The sequence below is a fragment of the Sphingopyxis macrogoltabida genome (assembly GCF_001307295.1).
Classification (GTDB): Bacteria; Pseudomonadota; Alphaproteobacteria; order Sphingomonadales; family Sphingomonadaceae; genus Sphingopyxis; species Sphingopyxis macrogoltabida_B.
In genome coordinates this window covers 304,040-320,384 of sequence record NZ_CP012700.1, presented here as the reverse complement: position 1 = coordinate 320,384, position 16,345 = coordinate 304,040, and the positions used below count along the sequence as shown (strand labels likewise).

The 16,345-nt window shown below is 63.5% G+C and carries 16 protein-coding genes; 3 read left to right on the top strand and 13 right to left on the bottom strand.

From position 1 onward, the window contains the following. The first annotated feature begins 132 nt into the window (after window positions 1-132). The gene (locus AN936_RS24965; protein ID WP_158500030.1) at window positions 133-303 is read left to right on the top strand and encodes a NepR family anti-sigma factor; all 171 of its coding nucleotides are present in this window, start codon (window positions 133-135) and stop codon (window positions 301-303) included. A 2-nt stretch (window positions 304-305) separates the two neighbouring features. On the opposite strand, the gene tgt is transcribed toward AN936_RS24965, so the two are convergent. The 13 genes from tgt to AN936_RS01540 form a co-directional block, all read right to left on the bottom strand. Then, window positions 306-1,430 (bottom strand): tRNA guanosine(34) transglycosylase Tgt, encoded by a 1,125-nt coding sequence (gene tgt, locus AN936_RS01595; RefSeq protein WP_054586612.1) that lies wholly within the window; start codon window positions 1,428-1,430, stop codon window positions 306-308. A gap of 44 nt (window positions 1,431-1,474) precedes the next feature. After that, the gene (locus AN936_RS01590) at window positions 1,475-1,963 is read right to left on the bottom strand and encodes a hemerythrin domain-containing protein (protein ID WP_054586611.1); all 489 of its coding nucleotides are present in this window, start codon (window positions 1,961-1,963) and stop codon (window positions 1,475-1,477) included. Between the two features lie 49 nt (window positions 1,964-2,012). Then, window positions 2,013-4,199, bottom strand: coding sequence for a putative bifunctional diguanylate cyclase/phosphodiesterase (locus tag AN936_RS01585; RefSeq protein ID WP_054586610.1), 2,187 nt, complete (start codon window positions 4,197-4,199; stop codon window positions 2,013-2,015). 151 nt (window positions 4,200-4,350) lie between these two features. Further along, on the bottom strand, window positions 4,351-5,352 hold the full coding sequence (locus AN936_RS01580; protein WP_054586609.1) for a FecR family protein: 1,002 nt from the start codon (window positions 5,350-5,352) through the stop codon (window positions 4,351-4,353). After that, window positions 5,349-5,852, bottom strand: a complete 504-nt coding sequence (locus tag AN936_RS01575) for an RNA polymerase sigma factor (protein ID WP_054586608.1) — start codon at window positions 5,850-5,852, stop codon at window positions 5,349-5,351. The genes AN936_RS01580 and AN936_RS01575 overlap by 4 nt, the downstream gene beginning before the upstream one ends. 143 nt (window positions 5,853-5,995) lie before the next feature. Continuing rightward, the gene (locus tag AN936_RS23915; protein ID WP_201782957.1) at window positions 5,996-6,151 is read right to left on the bottom strand and encodes a hypothetical protein; all 156 of its coding nucleotides are present in this window, start codon (window positions 6,149-6,151) and stop codon (window positions 5,996-5,998) included. Window positions 6,152-6,723: 572 nt separating this feature from the next. Continuing rightward, on the bottom strand, window positions 6,724-11,064 hold the full coding sequence (locus tag AN936_RS01570; RefSeq protein WP_054586607.1) for an RHS repeat domain-containing protein: 4,341 nt from the start codon (window positions 11,062-11,064) through the stop codon (window positions 6,724-6,726). 47 nt (window positions 11,065-11,111) lie between these two features. After that, entirely contained in the window at window positions 11,112-11,336 is a 225-nt protein-coding gene (locus AN936_RS01565; protein WP_234715707.1) for a hypothetical protein, read from the bottom strand. A 143-nt stretch (window positions 11,337-11,479) separates the two neighbouring features. Then, complete coding sequence (queA, locus tag AN936_RS01560; RefSeq protein ID WP_054586606.1) at window positions 11,480-12,517, bottom strand: tRNA preQ1(34) S-adenosylmethionine ribosyltransferase-isomerase QueA; 1,038 nt, start codon at window positions 12,515-12,517, stop codon at window positions 11,480-11,482. 36 nt (window positions 12,518-12,553) lie between these two features. Then, the gene (locus AN936_RS01555; RefSeq protein ID WP_084758605.1) at window positions 12,554-13,345 is read right to left on the bottom strand and encodes a peptidylprolyl isomerase; all 792 of its coding nucleotides are present in this window, start codon (window positions 13,343-13,345) and stop codon (window positions 12,554-12,556) included. Window positions 13,346-13,467: 122 nt separating this feature from the next. Beyond that, window positions 13,468-13,974, bottom strand: a complete 507-nt coding sequence (coaD, locus tag AN936_RS01550) for a pantetheine-phosphate adenylyltransferase (protein ID WP_054586604.1) — start codon at window positions 13,972-13,974, stop codon at window positions 13,468-13,470. Continuing rightward, entirely contained in the window at window positions 13,974-14,828 is an 855-nt protein-coding gene (locus tag AN936_RS01545) for a polyprenyl synthetase family protein (protein ID WP_420496841.1), read from the bottom strand. The genes coaD and AN936_RS01545 overlap by 1 nt, the downstream gene beginning before the upstream one ends. A gap of 66 nt (window positions 14,829-14,894) precedes the next feature. Further along, window positions 14,895-15,158 (bottom strand): exodeoxyribonuclease VII small subunit, encoded by a 264-nt coding sequence (locus tag AN936_RS01540; RefSeq protein ID WP_054586603.1) that lies wholly within the window; start codon window positions 15,156-15,158, stop codon window positions 14,895-14,897. 83 nt (window positions 15,159-15,241) lie between these two features. Between AN936_RS01540 and AN936_RS01535 the strand changes: the two genes are divergently transcribed. Both AN936_RS01535 and AN936_RS01530 read left to right on the top strand, forming a co-directional pair. Next, window positions 15,242-15,901: a hypothetical protein gene (locus AN936_RS01535; protein WP_054590030.1), complete on the top strand. Its 660-nt coding sequence runs from the start codon at window positions 15,242-15,244 to the stop codon at window positions 15,899-15,901. A gap of 132 nt (window positions 15,902-16,033) precedes the next feature. Beyond that, complete coding sequence (locus AN936_RS01530; protein ID WP_054586602.1) at window positions 16,034-16,324, top strand: hypothetical protein; 291 nt, start codon at window positions 16,034-16,036, stop codon at window positions 16,322-16,324. Window positions 16,325-16,345: the final 21 nt, after the last annotated feature.

The window sequence follows — 16,345 nt, the reverse complement described above, 5'->3', positions numbered from 1 at the left end:
CGCCGGACAAATTACGCCGTAACGGAACGATTTAGCCGCAAAATAGTTTCCTGCGGAAGGAGCAAACGCGCCATTGCAGTTTGACGAACGCACGTTTAGCACAAGGCCCCATGTCCAGCGGATGCTTCGATAATGCCATCTGAACCCCGTTCGTCGCCTGAAAAGCCGGCCGGGAAAGATGCCGAAAAGAAAAGTCCCCGCAAGGCGCAGGATGTAAACCTCGCGCTGCGCCGGGCCTATGATTCTGCGGTCGATGAATCGATCCCGCAGTCGATGCTCGACCTTCTCAACAAGCTGAGCTGATCTCAGCGCCGATAGCGCGCTTCGAAGTCCTGCCGGAACGCCGCAAAGCTTCCCGCCGCGATCGCATCGCGCATCCGCTGCATCAGCGCCTGATAGAAATGCAGGTTGTGCTGCGTCATCAGCATCGCGCCGAGCATCTCGCCGGCGCGGACAAGGTGGTGGAGATAGGCGCGCGACCAGGTCATGCAGACCGGACAGTAACAGTCGGCGTCAAGCGGCGCCATGTCCTCGGCATGCTTCGCATTGCGGATATTGACCGGGCCGTCCCACGTGAAGGCCTGCCCGTTGCGCCCCGACCGCGTCGGCAACACGCAATCGAACATATCGACCCCGCGCGCGACCGCGCCGACAAGGTCGTCGGGCTTGCCGACGCCCATCAGATAGCGCGGCTTGTCGGCGGGTAGCTGGCCGGGCGCATAATCGAGTACGCCGAACATCGCCTCCTGTCCCTCACCAACGGCAAGTCCGCCGATCGCATAACCGTCGAAGCCAATGTCGGTCAGTGCCGCCGCCGAACGGGCGCGCAATGTCTCATCCAGCGATCCCTGCTGGATGCCGAACAGCGCCGCCCGCTCCGCATGCTCGACGCCCGCATCGAAGCCCGCACGGCTGCGCGCCGCCCAGCGCATCGAACGTTCCATGCTCGCTTCGGCGCGTTTCGCATCGACGCCGTTCGGCGGGCATTCGTCGAACGCCATCACGATGTCGCTGCCGAGCAGCCGCTGGATCTCCATCGAGCGTTCGGGGGTCAGCATATGCCGCGAGCCGTCGAGGTGGCTCTTGAACGCGACGCCTTCCTCGCTCTGCTTGGTCAGCGCCGACAGACTCATCACCTGATAGCCGCCGCTGTCGGTCAGGATCGGGCGGTCCCAGCCCATGAAATTGTGGAGACCGCCGAGCCGCGCCATCCGCTCGGCGCCGGGCCGCAGCATCAGATGATAGGTGTTGCCGAGGATGATGTCGGCGCCGGTTGCGCGCACTTCGGCGGGGCGCATCGCCTTCACCGTCGCGGCGGTGCCGACGGGCATGAAAGCGGGGGTACGGATCTCGCCGCGCCGCATGGCAATGACGCCGGTGCGCGCGGCGCCGTCGGTCGCGGCGACCCGAAAGGCGAATCTGTCGGTCATGGCGCGCGCCTATGACGGGGAAGACGCGGAAAGTCGAGGCGGGGTTAGTCCCGCGCCTCTTCGCTCGACGGCTCCTCGGCCGCCGCCTTTGCCTTTTCCTTCGGCTTTTCCTTTTCGAAAATCTTGATCAGTTCCTTCTTCCGCGCGTCGGACAGCTCCTTCTCGGCGGCAGGGAACATCTCTTCCTCCTCCTCGTCGATATGGTGGAGATAGCGGTGCTTCATCGTGCGAAAACGCGTCAGCCAGCCGGTCGAGGCAAAATCCATCTCATAGAGTTCAGTGAGCATGTCGTCGATTTCCTTATGCTCCGACACGCTGTGCTGCGCCTCTTCGCGGAGGTCGGGATCGGCGAGCATCGTCGCGTAAAGCGACATCTCTTCGGACGCCGCATGCGCGGTCACCTCGATGCGAAACGCCTCGAACAGCTTTTCGCGGTCGTCGCTGTCGCCCTGCGTCGCATCGATCTGGTCGAGCAATTTGCGGTGCCGGTCGTGGTCGGCCTTCAGCCGGGCGAAGATTTTCGTTTCTGCCATTCTTCTTCTCCGTCGATAAAACGTCGAAGACGAAACGGGCGGCGGACGATCAGGTTCCGGTATAGTCGCTGGTTGTCGAAAACAGCGGAACCGACAAACCACCCGATTGCTGGGTGGCTGCGGCAATCAGATAGGGCGAGACGCGGTGGCGCGTGCACAGCCCGCCATTGCCGTCGCTGACCAGCGATTGTTCGAATTCGACGCCCTGCTGGTGCTTCATCGACCGCCGCACCGTCGCGGTCGCCAGTTGGCCTTCCCCGAAATCGATGACGAACCGGGTGCCGGTCGGCACATCGATAATGCCTTCGATAAAGGCGCCCGTTGCCGACAGGTTGCGGATGACCACGGCATAGCGATGATTGTCGTGGATCGCGCCCGCCTTGCGGAACATCTGGAAACGGTCGTTGCGCTGCTTGGCCGGGCCGGCCGGCTTGATGGTCCACGATCGCGCCTCGGCATGTTCGAGCAGTTCGGCATGCGCCACCGCCTTGCTGTAAACATAGCCCTGCACATGGCTGACCCCCAGCTTGCGGACGAGGTCGAGCTGGTCGAGCGATTCGATGCCCTCGGCGGTCGTTTCCATCTCGAGCGCCTCGGCGAGCGCGACGATCGCGGCGATGATCGCCGCATTGCGCGACCCCGGCACCGTCGCGCCGCGCACGAAGCTCTGGTCGATCTTGATCTTGTCGAACGGCGCCGACTGCAGATAGCCGAGCGAGGAATAGCCGGTGCCGAAATCGTCGAGCGCCAGCCGGACACCCAGACCCTTCAGCGCCTTGAACATGCGCGCCGTCTCGGCCGAATCGCCAAGGAAGACGCTTTCGGTGATTTCGAGTTCGAGCCGGTCGGGCGGCAGGCCGGTCGAGGCGAGCGCGCTCGCGACGATCTTCGGCAATTCCTCGTTCGCGAACTGGATCGGCGAGACATTCACCGCGACGCGCATGTCGCCGGGCCAGCTTGCCGCGTCCTCGCATGCCTTGCGCAACACCCATTCGCCGAGCGACCAGATCATATTCGCCTCTTCGGCGATCGGCACGAAGGCCGCAGGCGAAATCATCCCCCGCTCCGGATGGTTCCAGCGGACCAGCGCTTCGACCCCGGTCACCATGTTCGATTTGGACTGGACGACGGGTTGATAACCGAGCTGCATCTCGCCGCGCGAGAGTGCGTCGCGCAGATCTTCCTCGAGCGCGCGGCGATCCTCGGCCGCCTGATGCAGGTCGTTCGAATAGAAGCGGAAACGGCCGCGGCCGTTGCCCTTCGCGGCATAGAGGGCAAGATCGGCGTTCCGCACCAGATCGTCGCGGCTCGTACCGTCGAACGGCGCGATTGCGACGCCGACCGACGCGCCAATGATGCATCGGCTGCCTTCGACCGAATAGGGCTGCGACAGGCTGGCGATGATGTCGGCGGCCAGATCGCCCAGCTTGCCGCGGTCCTCCTGATCGGGGAGGATGATCTGGAATTCGTCGCCGCCCAGCCGGCTGACCATTTCCTTGTCGCCGACGATCTTGAGCAGGCGCTCCGCGACCTGTTTGAGCAAGGCGTCGCCCGCCGGATGGCCGAGCGTGTCGTTGACCTGCTTGAAGCGGTCGAGGTCGAGCAGCATGATCGCGCACGAACGCTGCTGGGTGGCAAAGGCGGACAGCGTCGTTTCGAGCGTTTTCGAGATGTTGAAACGGTTGGCGAGCCCCGTCAGCGAGTCGTAGAGCGCGAGCCGCGAGGCGTCTTCGGCCGACCGGCGCTGCGCCGTGATGTCCATGCCGCTGCCGCGATAGCCGGCGAAATTGCCGGCGCCATCGAACTGCGGCCGCCCCGACACCGCCCACCAGCGATCGTCGCCCTCGAACGCGCTGCGTAGCGGCAGCTCTTCGAACTTCGACTGTTTGGTGAGTAGGAAGGGCAAGGTCCGCTGCCGCTCGCCCTGACTGTCGACCGGCAGGAACAATTCGGTAAAGGCGGTGCCGAGCAACTGCCTTCCCGTTCGCCCCATCAGCGCCGCTGTCGCATCGGTGATATAGGTGATGCGGCCCTGCGCGTCGGTCGACCAGAACCAGCCCTGTCCGCTTTCCTCGTAATTCCGAAGGAGGAGCAGCGCATCTTGGGTCGCCAGAGTCGCGGTCGCGGCACCTTGGGACGCCTTGCGCGCGCCCAGCTTGCCGAAAAAGCCGCGCGACACACTCTCGTTGACGACGTTCCCTCCGTCGTCGGATTCGATCCGCGCTGGCATTTCCATCGAATACGGTCTCTTGCTGGCCCCACTCCTGCTTTCGCTATGGCGATAATGAATTGCGATTAGGTAAATTTGACGATCTGCCAGTTTCCCGTTCGTAAACTTTCTTGACCATCGCGCTGCCTGTCCCGTCCGGCACTGGCCACCGCATTTGTCATTTGCCCTGCAGAATGATCTCTTCGCCCAAGGTATTCTGCCGTACCGGGTGCAGCGCGGTAATCCCTTCCACGAAGGCGTCGAGATCGCCGGCGCGATAGACGCCGTCGACCCGGATCGCGCCGAGCGCCGGATCGGCGATGCGGATGCGCTTGGCCGAATAGCGATTCATCCGTTCGACCGCGCTTGCCAGCGGCTCGCCCTCGAAATTGACCAGCCCCTGCTCCCAGCTCAGCGACTGCGACAGGTCGGGCCGCGTGAGCTGTGCGGGCTCGCTGGAGCCGACCGCCCCGACCAGCTCGCTGCCCGGCCGCATTACCAGCCGCCGCGCCGCAGCCCCCGCCACGCGCGCCGTATCGGCGCGGTCGCGAACCTCGACCTGCCCTTCGTACAGAACAACGCGCACCTGTCCGCCGATCAGCTCGACGCTGAACGAAGTGCCGACCGCGACGATCAGCTTGTCGCCCGCGGCGACGGTGAACGGGCGCAGCGGATCCTTCGCGACATCGAATTTGGCGCGCCCTTCGACGAGTTCGACCTGCCGCCCCTCGTCCTTCATCCGCACTTTCATCGCGGTCACCGCGTCGAGCGAGACGTGCGATCCGTCGGCAAGCACCGCGACCTGCCGCTCGCCGATCCCCGTTTCATATTGCCGCGGCCGGTTGCCATACCAGAACAACGTCACCGTCACGACGAGCAGCAGCGCCGCAGCATAGCCCGTCGCCCATTTGAGCCGCCCCGGCGAGGCGACGGGCCAGCGCCGCTGCTTTGCGTTGCCGAAGCGATTGAGCGCCCTGGTCCGCAGCGCGATGACCTCAGGCCAGTCGCCAACCGCCCCCGACGCCTGCCAGACGGCGGCCGCATCCTGGAACAGGCCGGCGTGGCCGGGAGTTTCGAGCCACGCCTCGAACCGGCGCCATTCCTGCTCGCCCAGTTCGCCCTCGGACAGTTGCACGCACCACAGCGCCGCGGCTTCGATCGCGTCGTCGCCGGCGCTCATGGCGCGCTCCTCATGGCTTTCATCAGCCCCGCCATCGCGCGCGCGACATGTTTCTTCACCGCGCTCACCGAAATACCGAAGGTTTCGGCAATCCGGTCCTGCGACAGGTTTTCGAGCCGGTAGAGGATGAAGATCGTCTGCGTCCGTTCGGGCAGCGCGCCCAGCGCGCGCGCCAGGTCGGCCAGTTCGGCGCGCCCCGCCGCGATGCGGAACGGATCGATCGGATCGATCCCCGCATCCTCGCTGCGGCCGACGAACTCGCGATATTGCGCGCGCACCTTCTGCCGCCGCGCGCGGTCCGCGAGCAGGTTGGACGCCATCTGGAAGATATAGGCTTCGGGCGAGGCGAAATCGTCGCCGTCATGCTTCAGCAGCTTCGCAAGCAGTTCCTGCGTCAGATCCTCGGCCTCGGCATGGTCGCGCACGCGCCGGAGGAAGTAGGACAGAAGCGCGGGACGCCAGCGGCGCCCCAGATCGAGCTGGTCTCTTGAGGGCTGCATGGCCGGCCGGCATGTCCTGCGAATTTAGAAGCATGAGCCTATAGACGCACCACCCCACGCGACGGACATTAGAAATTTTCCGGCTTAGGCTTAGGATGGCGGGGGCTGGCGATTGCGGACGGTTACGCCACAGATTAGCGGCCTCACATGCCTACCGCCGCCCTGCTCGCCGCGTCCGCGAGAAGATCGAGGTAAAGCGCATAATCGCCATCCTCGCAGAAGACGCGCTCGCGGCGATTGCCCCGCTGGTTCACATGATGCGGAATGCCGGGAAGCACGATGCGGGGAAGCCGGGCCATGCCATCGATTGGCGAAGCAGCCGGGCAAACTCAACCGGTCAAGCCGGCGTTGTCGCCGGATCGGATCAATCGAGGGGCTGACGCGGGTATCGAAGTAAGGCGACAGGTACCACAATCTCCCTGCATTTGGGAGTTATTGCACCTGTCACCGTAACCCCCGACAACTAGATCCGAGATGGGCTGGCCGGTATCAGACCAACCTTCGGCCAACTTAATCCAATTTCTATCTGAACCCAGGCTTTGGCCCTATCCATCCGATGATTCTCAAAAATAAATATACAGAAGAAACTATAACGCATGATACCATTAATACAGAAATCAATGATGACCCGATCCCATCATAATATTTAACTAACGAAAAAATCAAATAAAACATAGAAAAGCTATTAACAGCAAGAATATCAGCAACAGGAAATTTTATCTTTCTTCCAATTGCCAAAGATATTACTACGCAGAATAGTATTACTGCATAATAGACCATGCCGAAGCCATCACCGGAAACCTCATCAAAAATCAGACTCAATGCCGCCAAGAGAAGAATAGAGAATAGAAAATAGCCTAGAATTCGCATGTTAACACTGACTTTCTGGGTCGAACGCCTGACCGGTCACAGCCGAGAAAGCTCCATCTACCACAGCATCGAATACGGTGTTGACGTTTTTAAGTGTTTCCGAATCGAGATAATGACCGACCTTCGAAATGGCGTTCGCGGCCCCTCGACCAAGGCGCCCTACGGAACCAGTTCCAGCTCGAAAAGCCGCCACACCGACGTCTCGTGGAGAACGGGCCGTCACCATATCTTGGACAAATTGCCCTGCAGTTCCCACCTCTGTGACTGCGCCAGCCATCGCAAGACCAGCCACTGCTCCGCCAGGAGCCGTCGCAGTGCTGCCAGGGCCACCGGCCATGGCTCCAACTGCAGCACCTGCAACAGCCGCCTCAAGCATATTGTCTTCGGCCAGTTCACCCAGTGTTTCACCAGCCCAGCCCAAACCGCAAATTACTTTGGCTACCGACGGCCTGCCATGCGGCACTGTTTTTTGACCAACATTGTAAAAGTCGAGCATGCGAAATTCCATCTCAAGCAAGGGAGACTGGAACCCCTCTTTTGGGCAATTTTCTGGAGGATAGGGAGCGCCGCCGTCTGGCCCTTCTCCGCCAACCAACTGTGTACAAAGACCGAGCGGATCGACAAAGTTCACCGGATCACTACCAACGTAGTTATACCAGTTCATCCCATCCCGATACCCAATCGGATCGGTCTGCAAGAACCGTCCCAACCCCGGCGAATAGATCCGCGCCTTGTAATACCAGAGCTTCGCCTCGGGCAGCCACGCTTGCCCGGTGTAGCCGAACCGCCCGACATTGCCCGACGCCGGAATCCCATATTCGTCGTAGCTGTTGAGCCCCACCGTCGCACCGGTGCTGTCGGTCACGCTCACCACGCTACCGCGCTCGTCGGCCATCAGGAAGCGCCGCGTGGCATTGCTGATCGCGCTGCCTTCGTACCAGACGATCGGGTTGTCGATGCCGGGGCCGTGGACATAGCGGCGCTGCACCGCGTTCGCCGCGTCATATTCGCCGATCATGTCGATGCCGTCGTAAAGGAAGCGCGTCGTCGTGGGCGACTTCACCGTCTGATACAGCCGGCCGAGCGGGTCATAGGCGAGCGTGGTACTGCCCGGCGCGGTCTTGAGCAGATTCTCCGCTGTATAGGTATAGGCGTTGGTCCCGTCGTTGGTCAGGTTGCCGCGCGTGTCATAGGTGAAGCCCGCGCTCGCGATGCGATTGAGCCCGTCGATCGTGTGGGGACGGTCGACGTTGTAATGCGCACCCCAGGCATAGGCGTCGTTGCTGCGCACCACGCTCTGGATCTGCCCCGCCGGATTATAGACGAAGGTCTGCGTCAGGTCGTGCGTCGTCGCCGCACCGCCGAGGTTGTTGACGATCGTCTCGACCCGCCCGTTGGTCTGCGTCGTCGTGCTCGTCCCATAGGTCAGGCTCTGCACCGATCCGTTGCCGAAGGTGACGCCCGTCGGCCGCCCCTGATTGTCGAAGGCATAGGCGGCGAGCACGCCGACGCCGCTCGTCGCGCCATTTTCGCGGATCTTCGTGACGTTGCCGACCGTGTCATAATCATAATTGATCGTCAGCGTCCCGCCCGGATAGCTCATCGTCAGCCGCCGTCCCGCCGCGTCATAGCTGTAACCGACGGTACCGAGCGGCCCCGTCTGACCGGTCACTTGCCCGAGCGCGTTAAGCGCAAAGCTGTGCGTCTGCGTCCCCTGCGTCACCCCGGTCGCGCGGCTCATATAGTCATAGGCGTAGGTAACGTCGGGCTCGGTCCCCGGCAGGTTCTTCGTCGTCAACCGGCCAAGATCGTCATAGCTGTAGTCGATCGCCGTGCCGTCGCGCAGGCGGCGCTGGGTGACGCTGCTGCGCGCGTCATAGGTCAGCCCCTCATAATCGCTCGCATTGCTCGCGTTCGCCCCCTTGGTCGTCGATGGATAGCGCGTCTGCGACAACCGGTCGTGGCCGTCATAGACATAGGTGGTGCGATTGCTTTCGGCGTCGATCACATAATCGACCTGCCCGTTCGCGGTATAGGCGCTGCGCACCTCGTCGGCCGCCGCGGTCGTGCCGACGGCGTTTTCGACCTTGGTCGGACGGTCGTTAGCGTCATAGCTGGTGCGCGTGATCCGGTCGGGGCCATAGGCGGTCGACGTCGTCGCCGCGGTGCACGCGCTCGCCGGCAGCGACGCCCAGGTCGCCGGGTTCATCCGCACCGCGGTGCATTGCAGCCGCTTCTTGCTGTCATAGCTGTACTGGGTGATGCCGACGGTGCCCGACGGGGTCGATGTGGTTTCCTTGATAAGCTTCTTGTTGGCGTCGTAGGCATAGGTAACCGTCTGCAACGCCGTCATACCGGTGAGGTCGGTCCACGTCGTCCCGGTGACGGTGCCCGTCGAGATTGACTGCGGCGTCGAACCGTCCGAATAGGTGCGCCGCTCCGCCCGGCGCGGGCGCGTACCTGCACCGTCGGGGTCGGGCTCGATCATCCCAAAATAGAGATTGTTGGGGCCGTAAAAATAATAGGTCGTGTCGGCCGTGCCAGCCAAGGGCCCGTCAACGCTCGCGATATTGCCGCGCGCGTCATAAGTGTAAGCGGTGGTCGACGTCACCGACCCGTCGCCGGCCGCGGTCGTCACGCTGCTCGGCAGCAGATTGTTGTTATAAGCGATCGTGACCTTGGTCTCGTTCGCGGTGCCGGCACAGGTCGCCGCGGTCGCGCAGGTCGTGATCTGCGTAACCTTGTATTGCGTGTCGGGCGCGTCGACGAGCACCCCGCCCTGCAGGATCTTCGCCTTTTTGGGCGTGTAGGTGTAGTTGATTTCGGGCCGCACGCCGGTTTCGGTTCCCGCCGCATCGGCGGTCGGCGACGGCAACTGGACCCTGGTCACCTGTCCGTGCGTCGTATCGTAGGTATAGTTGGTGCGGTTGCCGAGCGCGTCCTGCGTCCAGTTCGGCTTGTTGCACTTCGCCGCATTGGCACAACTTGCGTCGAAATTGGCCGTCGTCACGACGTCGGCGAGCCCGCTGCCCGACTTGGCGACCGCGCGCGTCTCGGTGACATTGCCGCGCGTATCATATGTCGTCTGGACATAATTGCCCTCGGGCATCGTCGTCCGCGTGCGGCGATTGTTCGCATCATATTGATAGGTGACCGTCTGCGACGTGCCGTTGGTGACCGTCGTCGGCCGGCCGACCACGGGGTTGGACACCGCCTGGCCGGTATCGGTCCCGGCTTCGGTCGTATCGACAACCGTGTTGGCGCCCAACGTGCCCCAGCTATAGGTTTTCGTCACTCCGTCGTCGGTGATCGATGTGACGCGGCCGCTGCTGTCATAGGCGATCGTGGTGGTATCGCTCGTCGCGCCGGGGCGCTGGATGCCGACGATCCGGCCGTTCCCCGTGCCGCTGGTGCCCTTGGTGAAGCGCCAGACATCGCCGTCCGCGGTCGTCACTTCGAGGATGTTCGATGCGGGGTAGGTGTAGGTTGCGACCGGCTTATCCGCCGGATTCATCGCCTGCGCCTGATCGGAGAATGTAGCGCCCGATCGTACATACCATCCCGCCGGCGGCGTGTTCAGGAAGGGTGCGTTGGATTGATAACTGACACCGAAGCCATAACTCGACGCGGACGAGACACCCGCAAAACGGATGTAAACGTCATAATTCGCCTGATTGGCAGGCATCCAGACCCCACCTACCGGGCGGGCGAGTTTTACAGCATTCCACGAGAGCGCATATTTCTGGCCATCGGGGCGCTTTACCGAAACCGGAAGCGCGCAATTGGACGAAAGCGGCCCGCCTTCTTCGCAACGATAGGTGACCGAACCCGATGTCTCTGTCACCGACGCAATCAGCGGGGGGGACTTGAAGACGATTTCTGTCCCGTCGGCCGCCCTGTATAGATACTCCTTGTTGTAGATGTCAGGATGGGCCGTTTCAGTCAGAGTCGCGCCATTCGCTTTCGCTGGCACCCAAGCACTGCCGACCAAGTTGAACTTTTCGGAAATATTGCCAAAGTTGACAGTGGTCTGAGGCTGTCCGCTTAAACTGTTCCGGTTCAAAACGCCCGACCAGTTATCCTCATAGCCGCTCTTGCCGTGGTAGCGCACCATCGACACGCCGCCATCGGCCGGTCCGATGGCAGCTTCGAGCAGCTTCACATTGAAGCTGCCGGTCGTCAGATCGACGCCATAGACGTCGTCGTTGCGATAGGGTTCGGGCGCATCCTGCGCCTGAACGGGCGATGTCAGGCCACAGGCCAGCATCGCGAGCGGCATCCATGCCGCGGACGCAAGCAAGCGGCGGGCGCGGCGCGCGCCCGTTTTATTGATCGGTTTCATGTCGGATTATCCCTTGAAAATAGTGATTTCGTCGAGGGAGGCGCGCCCTACGGGGGCGGATTGGGCGAGTTCGTCGTCTTCAATCGCGTGCGATTGTCGGCCTTGTCGTGGGTATATTCGACGGTGACATTGTTGTTCACCGTTCCGGTGCGGACGACCTTCACCACACGCCCCTTGCCGTCATAGGTGTAGGTGATTGTCTCGGCCGCCGTCGCCGGCCACCCGGTTGCCAGTACCGCCAGCGCCAGCGCCGGCCCGCAAATCTTCTTCATGAGCATTCCCCTGATTCGCGCCCGAGAGGCGCCGTTTCGCGTCAGAATGGGGAAAAGCTATGGTGCTGGAATAATGTAGGAAAGAGAAAATGTTCTCTTTATGTTCCTATTTCGTCATATGACCGCGCAAGCACGCGCCACGCTCAGACGGACCGCTCGGGCAGCAACAGGCTGGCGTCGCCATAGCTGTAAAAGCGATAGCCTCCGGCAATGGCATGTGCATAGGCCGCCTGCATCGTTTCCAACCCCATCAACGCGCTGACCAGCATGAAGAGGGTCGAGCGCGGCAGGTGGAAATTGGTCATCAACCCGTCGATCGCCCTGAAACGATAGCCAGGGGTGATGAAGATCGACGTATCGCCGGCGAAGGGTTCGATCGTGCCGTCGGCGCGGGCAGCGCTTTCGAGCAAGCGCAGGCTGGTGGTGCCGACCGCGATCACGCGCCCGCCCGCGGCACGCACGGCGTTGAGCCGCTCCGCCGTATCGGCTTCGATCCGTCCCCATTCGGCGTGCATGACATGATCTTCGGTGTCGTCGGCCTTCACTGGCAGGAAGGTACCGGCGCCGACATGCAGGGTCAGCGTTTCGCTGGCGACGCCCGCCGCCGCCAGCGCGTCGAGTAGCCCGGGCGTGAAGTGCAACGCTGCCGTGGGCGCGGCAACCGCCCCGTCCTCGCGCGCGAACATCGTCTGGTAATCGGCACGATCCTCCTCGTCGGTCGTGCGCTTACCCGCAATATAGGGCGGCAGCGGCATCGTGCCCGCGCGTTCGAGCAGCACCTCGACCGGTTCGTCACCGCCGAAGGCGAGGATGAAACTGCCGTCAGCCAGCCGCTCTTCGGCGACCGCGTCGACCCCGGCGCCGAAATCCACGCTCTCGCCGACGCGCAGCCGCTTCGCATTGCGTACGAACGCCTGCCAGCGGCGGAGGTCGATGCGCTTGTGCAGCGTCGCGCCAATCTTCGCCTCACCGCGTCGCCCTTCGAGCTGCGCCGGGATCACGCGCGTGTCGTTGAAAACGAGGCAATCGCCGGGACGCAGCCATTTCGGCAGCTCCGCGACGCCGGCGTCGGCCATCTCGTTCCCGGCGACGACCAGCATCCGCGCCGCATCGCGCGGCCGCGCCGGGCGTAGCGCGATACGCTCGCCAGGCAGTTCGAAATCGAAGGCGTCGACGCGCATAGCCCGGAATCCGACCTGCTTCGCGCGTCCCCGCGCTTACTGCTTGATCGGCGCGTTGAGCTCGTCGACGCTGACCTCGGGCGCCGGCGGGGCCGGCGGCGTTTCGGTCAGCATCGAGGGCGGCGGCACGGGCTTGTTGTCGGCGGCGACCGACACCTGCACCATCCGCGACATCACCGCGGGCGGTTCGCCCTTCGCGATCGCATCGACATATTGCATGCCCGAAACGACGCGGCCGAAGGCGGTGTAACGGCGGTCGAGCGCAAAACGCGGCTGCAGCATGATGAAAAACTGGCTGTTCGCGCTGTCCTCGCTCTCGGCGCGCGCCATCGACACCGTACCGCGCAGGTGTGGGGTCGGGTTGAATTCGGCCTTGAGGTCGGGAAGCTGCGAGCCGCCCTGCCCGGTCGCGGTCGGATCGCCCGTCTGCGCCATGAAGCCGTCGATCACGCGGTGGAACTTCACCCCGTCATAGAAACCCGCGCGCGCGAGCTGCTTGATCCGCTCGACATGGTTAGGCGCCACGTTCGGATAAAGCTGGATCACCACCCGGCCGCCGGTCGAAAGATCGATGTTCAACATATATTCGGGGACGCCCATATATTGCTCGGGCTGCATCGCGGGAATCGCCGGCGGCTCGACTGCAGCCGTCGCGTCGGTCGTTGCTTCCGCGGCCGGAGCAGGTGCTTCGGCAGGCGGCGCGGGTGGCGTTTCGACGGGCGGCGGCGGGGCCGGCACTTCGGTCGGCGCCGGCGTTTCTTCGGGCGTCGGCCCCGGCGGGGGCGGTGCTTCCTGCGCAACGGCCGCAGCCGCAAGACCGAGCGCCATCGCCGTCAAAACCAGGGGGCGGAAGGTGAATTTCATGCTGGATCGGCCCTTGTCATAAATTGCGGTTTGCGCCCCGTCAGGCGCGCCCTAGCGGGAAAAAGCTGAACGCTCAATGATTGGGATCAGCCTTCGCCCTGACGGAGGCCCCGCTCGGCGATTCGGCTCACCACCGCCTCGCACACCGCGGGAGTGACGAATTTGTGGATATCGCCGCCGAAAATCGCGATTTCCTTGACCAACCGCGACGCGATCGGCTGTAGCCCGACGTCAGCCATCAGGAAGACGGTCTCGATGCGGTCGTTGAGCTGCTGGTTCATCCCCGCCATCTGATATTCATATTCGAAATCGGCGACCGCACGCAGCCCGCGCACGATGACGCCGGCGCCCTCACGTTCGGCGAAATCCATGAGCAATGAATTGAACCCGACAACGCGAATATCCCCATCGATCCCGGCCACTTCGTTGCGGACCATTTCGATCCGTTCGTCATCGTCGAACAGCGGCGACTTGGTGATGTTGGTGGTGACCCCGATCACCAGCCGATCGACCAGCTTCGCGCCGCGGCGAATGATGTCCATATGCCCGAGCGTGATCGGATCGAATGTTCCGGGATAAACCCCAATGCGCATCAATGGTCCCTTTCCACCACATAACGTGCGATAGCGCGCAGCAATGCCGCCTCTTCGCCATAAGCCGACAGATGCCCGATCGCCTGGTCGACCAGCGCGGTTGCCTGTTCGCGCGCGCGCTCCAGCCCCATCAGCGTGACAAAGGTCGCCTTGCCCGCGGCATCGTCCTTGTGCAGCGCCTTGCCGGCAAGCGCTTCGTCGCCCTCGACGTCCATGATGTCGTCGGCGATCTGGAAGGCGAGCCCGATGTCGCGCGCATAACCGCGCAGCGGCGTGCGGCCTTCGGGCGGGATGCGCGCCAGGATCGCCCCCGCCTCGACCGAAAAGGCGATCAGCGCCCCGGTCTTGAGCTGCTGAAGCCGCGTCACGGTGCGCAGGTCGAAGTCCGACGTCTCGGCGGCGAGGTCCATCATCTGACCGCCCGCCATGCCAGCCGGCCCGGCAGAGCGCGCCAGCTCGCAGCACAGCTCGCTGCGGATGAACGGGTCGGCGCTGGTCGCCGGATCGCAAAGCCATTCGAATGCCAGCGCATGGAGCGAATCGCCCGCGAGCACTGCGGTGGCCTCGTCGAACGCTTTGTGCACGGTCGGCTTGCCGCGGCGGATGTCGTCATTGTCCATGCACGGCAGATCGTCGTGGATCAGCGAATACACGTGCATCGCCTCGACCGCAGCGCCGACACGCAGCGAAAGCCGGTGATCGACGTGAAACAGGTCGCCCGCCGCGCGGACGAGCAGCGGCCGGAGCCGCTTGCCACCCGCGATCGCGGCGTGGCGCATCGCCTGATAAAGCCGCTCGCGCGGATCGACGGGCACGGGGAGCAACTGGTCGAACAGGCGATCGATTCCGGCCACGACCTCGGCCTGCGTGGCAAGGAGCAACCGGGTCTCGCCCGAATCGCTGTCGACGCTCGCCACCGGTCAGCTTTCGCCGAAAGGCGTGGTTCCCGCCGGCTGACCGTCCGCACCGAGACTGACCTGTTCGATCCGCGCTTGCGCCGCAGCAAGCCGCGCCTCGCAATGCGTGCGCAGCGCATGGCCGCGCTCGTACAGCGTCACCGATTCCTCGAGGCTGACGTCGCCGCTTTCGAGCCGCCGCACGATCGTCTCCAGTTCGCCCATCGCGGCCTCGAACGAAAGCGAGGCGATAGCCGGTTCGGCGGAAGGTTCGGGAATGTCCGTCATGGCGCCTGCTTTGGCCCTTTCGCCCCCCGATGGTCAAGTGCGTCGAGCTTGACGAGGCGGTCCGCATCGATAGCATCGTACGCATGTTCATCGGCCATTTCGCTCCGGCGCTGGTCGCCGCCGCCCGCCCGAAAGCCGCCGGGCTCGGGACGCTGTTCGTCGCCGCTCAGCTCGTCGATATCGGCTTTGCCGCGCTGCTCGTGCCCGGCATCGAGAAGATGCGGATCGTGCCGGGTATCGCCGCGATGAACCCGATGGACCTCTATCATATGCCCTACACCCACAGCCTGCTCGGCGCGCTGCTGTGGGGCGCCATCTTCGGCGGGCTGATCTGGCTCGCCACCAAACGGCGCGAGGCCGCGATCGGCGCCGCATTGGTCGTCGTTTCGCACTGGTTCGTCGACCTGCTCGTCCATGTCCCCGACCTGACGCTCGCCGGGGCGCCGCCGAAGCTCGGCTTCGGCCTCTGGAACCATCCCGCCCTCGCAATGCCGCTCGAAATCGCGCTGATCGGCGGGGCACTAGTCTATTATGCCCGGCGCACGGCGGCGCCCACGGGCAACCGGCGCCTGTGGGTGCTCGCGACGCTGCTCGCCTTTGCACAGGCGGTCGACTGGTTCGGGCCGAAGGAGGCAAGCTATTCGCTTGCCATTCCGGCAACAATGCTCGGCGCTTATGCGCTGCTCTGCCTTGTCGCATGCTGGGCGGGCTGGAACCGCCGGTCGAGCTTCGCGGCCGCTTGAAGGTCTGCGCTGCGGCGCAATCGCAATTCGGGTTTTTGCAATTGCCGCTGCCCGGCATGCCAGTCATGCTGCACCGCACAAGAGAGAGGGGCGTAAAGGCAAGTTTTGTTCATTCAGACAAGGACTTGCGCTATGAAAAATGTCATTCTTCCTGTCTTCGGCCTGTTTGCGCTGGTGCCAGTTGCGGCGCATGCCGAAGAAACGCACCGCTTCGAACATCGCGGCGTGACCTACAGCTATACCGTCACCAAGGTCGGCGAGCATCGCATCATCAGCGGTGTCGAGGAACGCACCGGCAAGCCCTTCAGGCTGCGCGTCGGCGAACATCGCGTTCGCGGTACCGTCGGGTCGCAACAGGTCAGCTTTCCGCTCCGCGAAGTCGAGCCGCTGGCCGCACCCGCCACCACTGTCGCCTCACGCTGATAATCGGCTCCGGCCACAGAC